Annotated in this window: 9 protein-coding genes; all 9 read right to left on the reverse strand. The window is 41.6% G+C overall.

Features of this window, described 5'->3' with window-relative positions:
- Entirely contained in the window at positions 1–1,269 is a 1,269-nt protein-coding gene (gene yfmF, locus ACFOZY_RS01765) for an EF-P 5-aminopentanol modification-associated protein YfmF (protein WP_378151619.1), read from the reverse strand.
- Between the two features lie 168 nt (positions 1,270–1,437).
- Entirely contained in the window at positions 1,438–2,400 is a 963-nt protein-coding gene (locus ACFOZY_RS01770; protein WP_378151621.1) for an ABC transporter permease, read from the reverse strand.
- A complete protein-coding gene (locus ACFOZY_RS01775) occupies positions 2,397–3,452 on the reverse strand; it encodes an ABC transporter permease (RefSeq protein WP_378151623.1) in 1,056 nt (351 codons plus the stop codon). The genes ACFOZY_RS01770 and ACFOZY_RS01775 overlap by 4 nt, the downstream gene beginning before the upstream one ends.
- A complete protein-coding gene (locus tag ACFOZY_RS01780; protein WP_378152191.1) occupies positions 3,445–4,974 on the reverse strand; it encodes an ABC transporter ATP-binding protein in 1,530 nt (509 codons plus the stop codon). Before ACFOZY_RS01780 ends, ACFOZY_RS01775 begins: the two co-directional genes overlap by 8 nt.
- A gap of 334 nt (positions 4,975–5,308) precedes the next feature.
- A complete protein-coding gene (locus tag ACFOZY_RS01785) occupies positions 5,309–6,370 on the reverse strand; it encodes a BMP family lipoprotein (RefSeq protein WP_378151624.1) in 1,062 nt (353 codons plus the stop codon).
- A 426-nt stretch (positions 6,371–6,796) separates the two neighbouring features.
- On the reverse strand, positions 6,797–9,115 hold the full coding sequence (locus ACFOZY_RS01790) for an FtsK/SpoIIIE family DNA translocase (RefSeq protein ID WP_378151625.1): 2,319 nt from the start codon (positions 9,113–9,115) through the stop codon (positions 6,797–6,799).
- A gap of 75 nt (positions 9,116–9,190) precedes the next feature.
- Positions 9,191–10,849: a ribonuclease J gene (locus ACFOZY_RS01795; protein WP_378151626.1), complete on the reverse strand. Its 1,659-nt coding sequence runs from the start codon at positions 10,847–10,849 to the stop codon at positions 9,191–9,193.
- Between the two features lie 276 nt (positions 10,850–11,125).
- The gene (dapA, locus tag ACFOZY_RS01800; RefSeq protein WP_378151628.1) at positions 11,126–12,019 is read right to left on the reverse strand and encodes a 4-hydroxy-tetrahydrodipicolinate synthase; all 894 of its coding nucleotides are present in this window, start codon (positions 12,017–12,019) and stop codon (positions 11,126–11,128) included.
- 12 nt (positions 12,020–12,031) lie between these two features.
- On the reverse strand, positions 12,032–13,069 hold the full coding sequence (locus tag ACFOZY_RS01805; RefSeq protein ID WP_378151631.1) for an aspartate-semialdehyde dehydrogenase: 1,038 nt from the start codon (positions 13,067–13,069) through the stop codon (positions 12,032–12,034).
- Positions 13,070–13,130: the final 61 nt, after the last annotated feature.

The following is a 13,130-nucleotide window of genomic DNA, read 5'->3' on the forward strand; positions in this document are numbered from 1 at the left end:
TTAGTTAGCCTCCTTACCGGATAATAAATACACCAATTCCATATTGATGGTTTCTGCCATCTGTTGAACATCCTCTTTTGAGACAGAAGACCATTTTTCAACCCATTCCTCTACAGAGAAATCTTCGGACAGCGATTTATATTGATCATAAATCTCAATTTGCCCACGGGCAGAATCAAGTGTTTCTTTTAATGAGTTAATAAGGAGTGCTTTCGTTTGGCTAAGTTCTAAATCTGTAATTTTTCCCGCTTTCATTTCATCGAGCTGTTCACCGATTAAATTAACCGCCTTTTCATCCAATTCAGCGTCAATTCCCGCCATGACATAAACCAGTCCATAATGTGAAGAATAAGAACTCGAAACATAATATGCCATACTTTCTTTTTCACGGACATTCATAAATAGTTTGGAATGAGGATACCCGCCAAACACTCCATTTGTAATTTGCATCTTAGCATAATCCGGATGTTTGAAATTGATGGATGTACTAAAGCCGATATGAAGCTTTCCTTGCTTCATCTCCTGCCGTTCACGGACTATTTGGACTTCAGTGTTTTGATCGGCAACTTTTAAATCAGCAGAAGGACTGGATGATTTCCTCGCTGGGAACGGAAGAACTTTTTCCAATTCTTTCGCGAATGTTTGTGGATCTACGTCGCCCACTACATAGATATCAACTTCATCCCGATTGATGATTTCCTCATACATGGACATCAAATCATCAACAGTCAACTTTTCTACCTCTTCTAATGTTCCATTTGCGGTTACCGAAGCAGGATGATCCGGTCTAAGAATTTGCAGCATGCGAAACTGAGCATAACGGGTTTTATCATCATAAATTGATTGAATACGTGTCATAACGGATTGTTTTTCACGGTCAACAATACTTTGCTTGAAACGGCCATCCTCAAAGTTGGGCTTGAAAATCATATCATGTAGTAAGTTCAGGACTGAAGGCATAACTTCTTCTGTCAAAAACTGATCATTCACGCATTCGATATTAAGTGATAAATTGTGGACTGCCCCTCTTTTTGTTGCGTCCGTGTAGACGGCAGTTCCATATAATTCATCGAGATGCATACGCAATGCAGCAGTCGAAGGATATTTCTCATTACTATGCTGCAGGACGTTAGCCAATACGGATCGCTTTGCTGCAGATTCATTGGTTAGTGGATGTTTCCATTTTACGGAAAAATTCAAGGTTTTAAATTGGCTTGTTGGCCTAATATATAAAGTAACGCCTTCATTCAAACTAAATTTTTCAAACATAGCGGTGCCTCCCTGTTTTTCATAATATGCCGATTCACTTCCTTCACTATACATAATGAGTTTGCCCCAATGCAAAACTTAGAATCCACCTTGCGGAAAAAATAGCCAAAAGATATAAGTTCTTTAGTCAAAATAAAAAACCCGGGATTAACCCGGGTTTAGAAGTGATTAACGATTGCCTTTTACGTAAGGAATTCCACTCGCTTTTGGAGCAGTTGCTTTACCGATAAAACCTGCAAGAGCCAAAATAGTTAATACATACGGCAAGATTTGCAAGTAGACGGCTGGGATATCTTGTACATATGGAATTGCATTTCCGGCAATACTTAAGGATTGTGCGAGACCAAAGAAAATAGCTGCTCCCATAGCTCCAAGTGGATGCCATTTACCAAATATCATCGCAGCCAATGCCATGAATCCTTGACCCGTGATTGTAGAATGGCTGAAATCTCCGGTAACTGTTTGAGAATAGATTGCTCCACCTATTCCCGCAAGAGCTCCTGAAATCATTACCGAGATATAACGAAGACGGTTCACATTGACTCCCATTGTATCGGCTGCCATTGGGTGTTCACCGACAGCACGCACGCGTAAACCGAATGGAGTTTTATAAATAACAACCCATGCCAGTATAGCAATGAAAATAGCTAAAATCGTTGTGCCATAAAGATCCTTGAAGAACATAGGACCAATGAAAGGAATATCTTCTAAGTATGGAATACCGAAACGATTAAAACGTTCAGAAATATAATCGGTTTGACCCTTACCTTCGAAAATTAATTTTGTCAGAAATAGTGACAACGCAAGGCCTAACATGTTGATAGCCACACCCGAAATTGTCTGGTCGGCGCGGAATGTAATAGCCGCTACCGCATGGAACAGGGCAAAGATTGCACCTACCACCATCGCGGCCAAAAGAGCTACCCATGGAGTCAATGAGCCGAAGGTGTCAGCAAAAAATAGGTTGAACAAAATTCCGACGAAGGCCCCAATGACCATCATGCCTTCTAATCCGATATTAATTACTCCTGATCTTTCAGAGAAGACTCCGCCTATTGCAGTTAAAATAAGCGGGGCCGCGTAGAATAATGCAGAAGGGACGATGAAATATAATACTTCAAGAAAACTCATTTCGTTTCCCCTCCTTTTTTGTTGCTAAGACGAGACAATACAAGTCTGATCACATAACCGGAGGCAACGAAGAAAATGATGATCGCAATAACGATGTTTACAATTTCCAACGGTACTCCAGCTGCACTCGGCATATTCAAGGAACCGTTTTTTAGAGCTCCGAATAATGTGGCTCCAAACACGACGCCGATCGGATTATTGGCACCTAACAATGCCACAGCGATTCCATCAAAACCGATTCCGGTAAATGCACCTTTCGAAGATACATAACCGAATGTACCAAGAGCTTCCATTGCACCGCCAAGACCTGCAAACGCCCCCGAAATCACCATAGCCAAAACAATGTTTTTCTTTACGTTCATGCCCGCATACTCAGATGCATGAAGGTTGAAACCGACAGACTTCAACTCGAAACCAAGTGTAGATTTTTCCATGATGAACCACATCACTGCAACCATGGCAATAGCGATTAAAATCCCCCAGTGTAGACGGGAGAAATCCGTTAATGCCTCAAGCATTGGAGAACGCAATGTAGCAGTTTCTTGGATTGGATCCAGTTTTTCTTTTCCGCCCGAAATATATTTGATAAGACCGTTTACCGTATATAGTGCGATATAGTTCATCATAATGGTCACGATTACTTCATGAACACGAAGATGCGCTTTCAATAAGCCTGGAATAAGGCCCCATATTGCACCAGCTGCTGCTGCTGCGAGAATTGCTAACGGAAGATGAATCAATTTAGGAAGCTCATCAAATGCCATCCCGACGTAAGCTGCAGCAAACCAGCCGACGATCAGCTGTCCTTCAACCCCGATATTGAAGAGTCCGGCCTTAAACCCGAAGGCAACAGCCAAACCTGCAAGAATATACGGTGTAATTTGACGAATCGTTTCACCGATTCTATATGAATCTCCAAAAATACCTTCAATTAAAGCAGAATAGCCGGCTACTGGACTATAACCACTAACTAACATAACGATTGCCCCAACAATCAGACCTAAGACGACTGAAATGGCAGGGACAAGTATATTGACTGTCCGATTAGACATGACCATTGTCACCTACTTCCAAACTGTTCCCTTTATCGGAATGTCCGGCCATTAATAGACCTAATTCCTGTTCATTCGTTTCCTCCGGAATCACTGTATCAATAATTGCACCATCGTAAATGACAGCGATTCTGTCCGAAACATTCATAACCTCATCGAGTTCGAAGGAGATTAAGAGAACAGCCTTCCCTTTATCCCGTTGTTCGATCAGACGATGATGAATGAATTCGATTGCGCCAACATCGAGACCGCGCGTCGGCAGAGCAGCAATCAATAGATCTGGATCTCTCTCTACTTCTCTTCCGATAATCGCTTTTTGCTGATTACCACCAGAAAGGGCACGAGCAGGTTCCATAGGGCCTTGAGTACGAACATCATACTTCTCTATGATACTATTAGCATTTTCCGTAATTGTTTTATAGTCGATGATTCCGCCTTTGGAAATCGGTTCTTTATAATAAGTTTGCAAAGCAATGTTATAGCCGATCGGGAAATCCAAAACTAAGCCGTGCTTATGACGGTCTTGTGGGATATGCCCAATACCGGCTTCCGTTACTTTCCGAGGTTTTTTGCCTGTAATCTCTTGACCATTCAAGAGAATATGACCACTCTTGACTTTACGCAAGCCAGTAATCGCCTCGATTAGCTCCGTTTGTCCATTGCCATCAATACCAGCAATCCCGACAATTTCACCTTTACGAATCGAAAGGTTAAGACTTTTCACCTTTGGAATTCCACGATAATCCTCTACCACCAAATCCTTGATTTGAAATACTTCTTCTGTTGGTTTTGCAGGTGTTTTTTCTGTCTTGAAAACAACCTGACGTCCGACCATCAGCGAAGCAAGCTCATCCGGATTTGTTTCAGACGTATTGACGGTACCGATTCCCTTTCCTTTTCGGATTACGGTTACACGATCTGAAACATCCATGATTTCTTGAAGTTTATGTGTGATAAGGATGATTGACTTTCCTTCATTCACCAATCTCTTCATAATTTCAATTAACTCATGGATTTCTTGTGGAGTTAGAGATGCAGTTGGTTCATCGAAGATTAGAATTTCAGCACCACGGTATAATGTTTTCAAAATTTCAACACGTTGCTGCATACCAACGGAGATATCCTCAATTTTCGCATTTGGATCAACATCCAAACCGTACAACTCGGATAATTCCTGTACTTTAACAGCAGCATCTTTTACATTAACCGTTCCATATTTATTGGGTTCACGCCCTAAAATAATGTTTTCAGTAACAGTGAAATTTTCTACAAGCATAAAGTGCTGGTGGACCATTCCTATCCCTAAATCGTTCGCAACGTTAGGATCGGTTATTTCAACCGTTTTGCCGTTCACCCGGATTTCTCCGCCTTCAGGCTGATAGAGTCCGAATAAAACATTCATGAGCGTTGACTTACCTGCACCGTTTTCACCGAGCAAAGCATGAATTTCACCCTTTTTTAGCTGTAGAGTGATGTTGTCATTTGCCACGAATGTGCCGAATTCTTTTCGGATATTCAGCATCTCTATTACATATTCCAAAGTTTCCACTCCTTTGTTTCACCCATTTTACAAAGCCGTATAAATATTGCTGTCAATCAAATTATGTATACGCTTACCTTCTCCTTATCTGAGGCCAACGGAAGTAAATATCTCGTGGAAGTTGTTTACTTATAACTAATCCACAACATTCACTATACATGATTTTCAACATTTTTTAACAGAGCTTTTTTTGATAAATAAATACAGGAAAGATCTTCAAGCAAACTTGAAAACCTTTCATCTATTTATTTGTTTCCCATCAATCATAAAGACCGGAGGATCATCCGGCCTTTACGATGGGTAAAACTGAATGAAATTATTTTACAGCTTCAGGAACTTCGATATCGCCATTTTTTACTTTTTCTGTAAATTCATCAATTTTTGCTTGAACGTCTGCTGGAATCGCACCACGTGAATCAGCAAGACCGATCATATCCTCAGCAATTCCGTAAACAGATGTACCAGCTGGGAATTTTCCGTCTTTTGCTTCATTCGCAATAGTTTGAACCGCTAAGTCAACACGTTTAAGGGCAGAAGTTAAAGTAACATTAGTTTTATCATCAACTTGTCCTTCAGCATATTGGTCAGAGTCCACACCAATTACCCAAACATTCGCATTTGGATCTGCAGCTTTACGTTCTTTTGCTTCAGTGAATACACCATTACCAGTTGCACCAGCAGCGTGGAAGATGATGTCTACGCCAGAACCGTACATACGGTTAGCAGTGGACTTTCCAAGTTCTGCTTTAGAAAATTCACCAGTGTAAACAGAGTCAACTTTAATATCTGGATTCACAGCTTCAACACCTGCAAGGAAACCAGCTTCGAAACGGTTAATAACAGGAATATCCATACCACCGACAAAACCAACTTTTCCAGTTTTAGTCATGAGAGCAGCAGTTACACCTGCAAGGAAGCCGCCTTCTTGTTCTTTAAACAATACGGAAGCAACGTTTGGCGCATCAACTTCAGCGTCAATGATTGCCAAGTGTGCATCAGTTTGTTGTGAAGCAATCTTTTCAATTGCTGGTTGTAGTAAGAAACCGATTCCAAAAACGATGTCGAAATCACGACGGATCAATTGGTTTAAGTTTGTTTCATAGTCAGCGTCAGAAGCGGATTGTAGGTAATCGAAACCGTTATCTCCTTTTTCAAGGCCATTCTCTTTACCGAAATCTTGGATCCCTTTCCAAGCGGATTGGTTAAATGATTTGTCATCAACACCGCCTGTATCAGTTACCATTGCGACTGTAAAGTTGTCTTCTTTTTCTCCGCCTTTGCTGGAAGAGCCTTTGTCATCACTTGTTCCACAAGCACCAAGAAGTGTACCAGCAGCAAGTAGTGCGGATAGAGCCAAAGCGTATTTGCGTTTTGCCAATTTGAGAACCCCCTCAAGATATTCTTAATAGGACATACTAAATGTTGTATTTGGAAAACTAAAGATATTATGTTGCATTGGCTTTAATTGAAGACAATTGAACACTGTGTCCAGCACCGAGGAAACATTCGCCACTGGTTCACTGACCTTCTGGCGCAAGGTTTCCGCGGCGGTCGATCCGACTCTCCGGTTCGAATATGAGCACAGTTCTTTCTATCTCGGACAATTCTCATCAAAAATGTTAGACAACATAAAAGCCATATGGGACATAATTATTTTAGTATAATTACACAACTGTTATGGTACATTCCTATTAATCAGACATACTATATCATTTTTAGACATCGAAATAAATAGTAAGTTTTACTTTTTCTTTTAGCACATCGAAAATGTAGTCATTTTGTACCATTTCCGTCAAAGTTCTTTTTATTCATTTTCACTATTTTTAGCAAGCAAGACTTGTCGTGGTTTACTGCCTTCATACGGACCGACAATCCCTCTCATTTCCATCTGATCAATGATTCGTGCAGCGCGGGAATAGCCAATCCGGAATCTTCTTTGTAACATGGAGACCGACGCAGTTTGCATGTCGCGGACTAAATCTACTGCTTCGTCAAACAGATCATCGGTTTCCTCATCAGGTGCCACTTCTTCAATATCAGTTGGAATCATCTCCTCTTGATATTGTGCCTTCTGTTGGGAAATTGCGAAATCCACCACTTTTTCCACTTCAGAATCGGATAGAAACGCCCCTTGTACTCTGACTGGTTTGGAAGCGCCTGGTCCAAGATATAACATGTCACCCCGACCGAGCAGTTTTTCCGCCCCTCCCATATCTAATATAGTTCTTGAATCTACTGAAGAGGATACTGCAAATGCAATCCGAGATGGAATATTAGCTTTGATCACCCCGGTAATGACGTCGACACTCGGTCGCTGTGTTGCGATAATGAGATGGATTCCAGCAGCCCTTGCCATTTGTGCAAGACGGGTGATCGAGTCCTCCACATCACTTGAAGCGACCATCATGAGATCTGCAAGTTCATCCACGATGACAACAATATATGGGAGCTTTGGATGTTTTTCATCATTCTCTTCATTCCAGACATCGATATGATCATTATAGCCTTCAATATTCCTTGTCCCAGTATGGGAGAAAAGTTCATAACGCCTTTCCATTTCCGAAACAACCTTCTTCAATGCTTGCGATGCTTTCCTCGGATCTGTTACTACTGGTGCCAATAAATGAGGAATGCCATTATACATATTCAATTCAACCATTTTAGGATCAATCATCATCATTTTGACCTCATGGGGTTTTGCACGCATGACCAAGCTGACTATTATGCCATTAATACATACACTCTTCCCGCTTCCCGTTGAACCGGCAACGAGTAAATGCGGCATCTTATTCAGTTCTGCAAGCACTGCCTCACCCGTAATATCGCGGCCAAGCCCGATTAACAGCTTTGAATCTGGTCTATTGTTTTCTTTAGATTCTAGTACTTCCCTTAGACTTACAATGGCCACTTCCTGATTAGGCACTTCAATTCCGATAGCCGATTTACCAGGAATTGGTGCTTCAATCCGTATATCACGCGCTGCAAGTGCAAGGGCTAAATCATCATGTAGGCTAACAATTTTACTTACCTTGACACCCACATCCGGCATGACTTCATATTTAGTAACAGCAGGGCCCAAATGTACTTGGGTCACCTTAGCTTTGACGCCAAAACTGTTAAACGTACTTTCTAACTTTTTCGCATTAGTTTGAATCAGTGAATACTCACCACTTTGATCGCTATGTGGAGGTAATTTCAACAAATTGACTGGAGGCAGTTTGTAATCTTTGTTTTCTACAATCTCTTGGCCGATTTGCTGGAATTGAACATCCACTTCTTCAGACTGATCTGAGGCTTCATTTGATATCTCTGTCTCTTGTTTATCAATCGGCGCCTCGTCCACTACTGATATTCGTTCCGAGAACGCTGAAATGATTGGAGGAGGCTCTGGTACTACTTCCTCCTCATGAACAGTGGCAGTCATCGTTTCCTCATTTAGGGCCTTTTGTGCTGTGGCTAACTCCCGTGCTGTTTTACGCCTGCTTGGTTTGGCGGTCTTTTTCACCTTTTTCTTTTTAGGGAACATGCCTTTTAGCCTCGAATAGAAAACCGGGAAGTTATCGACAAGGAAAGGAATAAGTGCCTTTCCAGTCAGTAAAATGATGCCGATTGATAAGAGGACGATTCCCGCTACAGTCGCACCAGTCGAATCGAAAAGAATATGAAACATTGCAAATAAGAATGCCCCGATCATTCCCCCACCCATTGCGGCATTCCGTTCTACTATCCCTCCTGTTTCGATGAGGATCCTCCAGGTTTCCCTGATGACCGAATTTGTCAGAAGTGCCCCACCTCTGAATAATTGGTCAAAGAGGGAGATGTGACTGAAGAGGGCTAAACTACCGAGCACAAATAAGGATCCTAATACAATCCTGTTATTAAGCGTCGGCATTTCTCTTTTAATCATCATTAACAAAGCCATTACGACGAGGAGAAAAGGCACTGCAATATACCAGTTCCCAAATAAGAACATCGCTGCGGAAGATAGCCAGAATCCAACAAATCCAAATTCGAAAAATGTAATTATAGCAAATGCAATTAATATAATTCCGACTACTTCGTAAAGCAGAGGCTGTGAAGCAGCCTGTTTTTTGCTCGTCTTCTTCTTTTTTCTCTTTGCCATTTTTTCACCTGCTTTCTATCGAAAGAAAAAGGGTTTCCCGCTCTCCGGCCGGAAACCCTTTCCACTTATGTCTCATCAATATTCCATAATAATCGGGATGATCATCGGACGTCGTTTTGTTTTTTGGAATAAATAGGAGTTAAGCGTATCACGGATTTCTTGCTTAATGTTTGTCCATTCGAACGTATCTTTATTCACATATTTTTCGACAATCGTTCTCACCAGATCAGCAGACTCACTAATTAGCTCTTCGGATTCACGGACATATACAAATCCACGGGATAAGATTTCCGGACCGGACGCAATTTTCTTCTGTTGGCGGTTAAGTGTCACCACTACAATGAAAATGCCATCCTGTGATAAAAGCTTCCGATCTCGGAGGACGATGTTTCCAACATCTCCAACACCGATTCCATCAATTAATACATTCCCGGCCGGAACCCTGCCGCTCATTCTCATTTTGCCGTTTTTATATTCGACAATATCTCCTTTATCCGCGATAAAGATTTCTGACTTAGTTAAGCCGATCTGCTGAGCCAACTTAGAATGGGCAATTAGCATTCGGTATTCCCCTTGGATCGGGATGAAATACTTCGGTTTCATCAAGTTCAGCATAAGTTTTAAATCCTCTTGGCTTCCATGGCCTGAAACATGGACTTTCTTATTGGCAGCCATGACGGTTGCGCCAGCCTTCTCCAAGTTGTTCATCGTGTCGAACATATTCACTTCCATCCCAGGGGATGGTGTAAACGTAATAAGCACGGTATCCGTTTCTTTAATCCGTATATCCTTATGATGCTTACGGACAATCCGCTCAAGCGCTTCAAGCGGCTCCCCTTGACTACCTGTCACTATGATTACAACATCTTCGTCCGGATAATTCCCTATTTCTTTCACGGGGACAATGACATCCTCCGCTGCTTCAAGGTATCCAAGACGAATACCGACTTCAAAACCGCTCTTTCCGACAACAGCCACTTTCTTGCCCGTTTCTGCAGCCAAGTCAAACACCTGTTGCATACGGATGAAGTTCGAAGCGTATAAAGAAACTAAAATACGTCCTTTTACAGAACGGAATGTCTTCCGGATATGGTCTTTAATAACGGATTCGGAAGTTGTATATCCTGGACGCTCCGCTTCATTAGAGTCGGACATCAGGATGAAGACTCCTTCTTCTCCTAAATTGGCCATCTTCGCTATATCGGGTTTATACATACCTTTTGCCATTTGGTCAAACTTAAATTCTCCAGTGTGTACGATTGCGCCTTCACTTGTATGGAAAACAATTCCGAGTGAATCCGGGATGCTGTGGGTTGTATGGAAAAAGGTCACGTATGTGTTTTGGAAATTCATCCGGCTTTTGTTCGTCACTTCAAAGAATTTAACGTTTCCTGGGACTGGTACCTCTTTTAAATGTTCTTTTGCGAGTGCGATTGTTAACTTAGACCCATAAACTGGGGCTTGCACTTTTTGCAATAAATATGGAAGTGAGCCAATGGCATCTTCATGGCCATGTGTAAGGAAGATCCCTTTGACACGATCTTTGTTTTCCTCCAAGTAGGTGATATCCGGAATCACGATATCGATTCCCAGCATTTCGTCTTCCGGGAACATGAGCCCGCTATCGACAACAAAAATTTCCTCGTCGATCTCAACTACGTACATTGCTTTACCGATCTCCCCGACTCCACCGAGCGGGATGATCCGGATTGTTTCATTGTTAAGTTTTGTCACTATATTTCCTCCTAATGGTATTCCCGTTCCATATCCACTGAATTTATTATACGGAATGCTGGCACTCTACACAAATAAAACTCTTTTTTCTTGCGTAATGAAAACTTTCAATAGATTATTGTTGAAAAAAATCTCTATTCCCTATGAAAAGAAGTTCATTTTCCCCTCTATCACTTGAATGATGAATTTACACTCTTATAACATGTTGCTCAACATCTCACATTATGTATTGAAAGTTTTTCAGTAAAATAAAAAAGCCGGGACGATTGCCCGGCTTTACTTGAAGTTCTTTTGGTTTTGGATATATTCTTCCCATACTACATCAAATTGCTTCTTTTCCTCATCAGTCATTCCTACAAGAGGAAGCCTTACACTTCCAGTATCAATCCCCTGTTTCGATAGGGCATATTTGACTGGAACTGGATTTGGTTTGGAGAATAATGCACGAATGAGCGGTAGCATCGATTGATGGATGTAGGCAGCATCCTGATGACGTCCTTCTTCAAACGCAACAACCATTTTATTCATATCTGGACCGATCACATGAGATGCTACTGAAACGATTCCTGCTCCGCCAATTGCTAATAATGGAAGAGTTAAACCATCATCTCCGCTGTATACTTGGAACTCTTTGCCTGCTCCTCGCAAGATTTCCGTCATTTGATCTAAATTCCCGCTCGCTTCTTTAACTGCTTGAATGTTGGGAACAAGGCTTAGTTCCAACACTGTCTCAGGCAACATATTAACGACAGATCTTCCAGGAATATTGTATAACATGATCGGCAATACGGTACTTTCTGCTATTGCCTTGAAATGGGCAATCATCCCTTTTTGGTCTGGCTTATTATAATACGGTACGACCAGCATGACCCCATCTACACCTGCAGCTTCCGCCGTTTTCGTTGCTTCGATAGAGGCAGCCGTATTATTGCTACCAGTTCCGGCAATGACCGGGACCCTGCCGTTTACCTGATTGACAGTGAATCGAATTAATTCTTCCTTTTCTTCTGATGATAATGTAGGTGATTCACCAGTAGTCCCGCACACGACCAATGATTCAGAACCAGTCGAAATCAGGTGCTCAATCATTTTTCCCGCCTTCTCATAATCGATAGAGCCATCTGTACTAAAAGGTGTTACCATAGCGGTTGAAATTCTTCCTAAATTCATCTTTTCTTCCCCCTAACGAATGCCGTCTTCAATGATTGCTTCTGCTATTTGTATCGAATTCAAGGCAGCGCCTTTTAATAAATTGTCTGCTACAATCCATAAATGCAAGTTAGAAGGATCATCAATGTCATGTCGGATTCGACCTACGAAAACATCATCTTCACCTTCTGCAAATAGCGGCATCGGATAGACAGCATCCTCGGGACGATCCATGACAGTTACACCTTCCGCCTCTGTAAGGATGTTTCTAATTTGTTCAATCGTGACCCCTTCCGATTCAGTTTCGACATAAACCGATTCAGAATGCCCTGCCACAACCGGGAGTCGTACACAAGTTGCAGCTACCTTAAGTTCAGGCATATGCATGATTTTTTTTGTTTCATTGATCATTTTCATTTCCTCATACGTATATCCGTTATCCGTAAATACATCAATTTGGGGAATAGCGTTAAATGCGATTGGATAATGCTTTTCTCCACTTCTCACTGGGAGAATGTCAGCAGAGATGTCTGAACGATTTTCAAAATGATTACTTTGTTTTTTTAATTCATCAATGGCAATAGCACCAGCCCCGGAAACTGCTTGGTATGTTGAAACAATAACCTTTTTAAGACCGAATGCTTTACGAAGTGGTTCTAACACACAAACCATTTGAATCGTGGAGCAATTCGGATTGGCGATTATTCCATTATGTTGTTTTAAATCATGGCGGTTTACTTCAGGTACCACAAGCGGTACTTCTGGATCCATCCTGAAGGCACTCGTATTATCGATTACAATAGCACCACGTGCAGCAGCTTCAGGTGCAAGAGCTTTTGAAACCGAACCGCCAGCACTAAAGAAAGCAAAATCGACGCCATCAAAAGCTTCCGGTACTGCTTCCTTAATGACATAAGTTTGACCAGAAAATTGTATCTCTTTTCCTGCGGACCGTTTGGACGCAAGGAAAGTAATTGTTTCAATAGGAAAATTTCTTTTCGTTAACTGTTGAAGTATACGTTGTCCGACCGCACCAGTCGCACCTACAACGGCAACATGATATTTTTTCATATAACACTACTTCCCTTCCTGACTGAAAGATTAAGAATAGCGTTAATTATACCAAAAAAAT

The organism is Chungangia koreensis (genome assembly GCF_042651785.1).
Taxonomy (GTDB): Bacteria; Bacillota; Bacilli; order Bacillales_A; family Planococcaceae; genus Chungangia; species Chungangia koreensis.

Bases quoted from the DNA above. Each gene is read 5' to 3' on its own strand.
- ACFOZY_RS01775 (WP_378151623.1), bottom strand. From the start codon at position 3,452: ATGTCTAATCGGACAGTCAATATACTTGTCCCTGCCATTTCAGTCGTC.
- yfmF (WP_378151619.1), bottom strand. From the start codon at position 1,269: ATGTTTGAAAAATTTAGTTTGAATGAAGGCGTTACTTTATATATTAGG.
- ACFOZY_RS01790 (WP_378151625.1), bottom strand. From the start codon at position 9,115: ATGGCAAAGAGAAAAAAGAAGAAGACGAGCAAAAAACAGGCTGCTTCA.
- ACFOZY_RS01780 (WP_378152191.1), bottom strand. From the start codon at position 4,974: ATGCTGAATATCCGAAAAGAATTCGGCACATTCGTGGCAAATGACAAC.
- ACFOZY_RS01805 (WP_378151631.1), bottom strand. From the start codon at position 13,069: ATGAAAAAATATCATGTTGCCGTTGTAGGTGCGACTGGTGCGGTCGGA.
- ACFOZY_RS01770 (WP_378151621.1), bottom strand. From the start codon at position 2,400: ATGAGTTTTCTTGAAGTATTATATTTCATCGTCCCTTCTGCATTATTC.
- dapA (WP_378151628.1), bottom strand. From the start codon at position 12,019: ATGAATTTAGGAAGAATTTCAACCGCTATGGTAACACCTTTTAGTACA.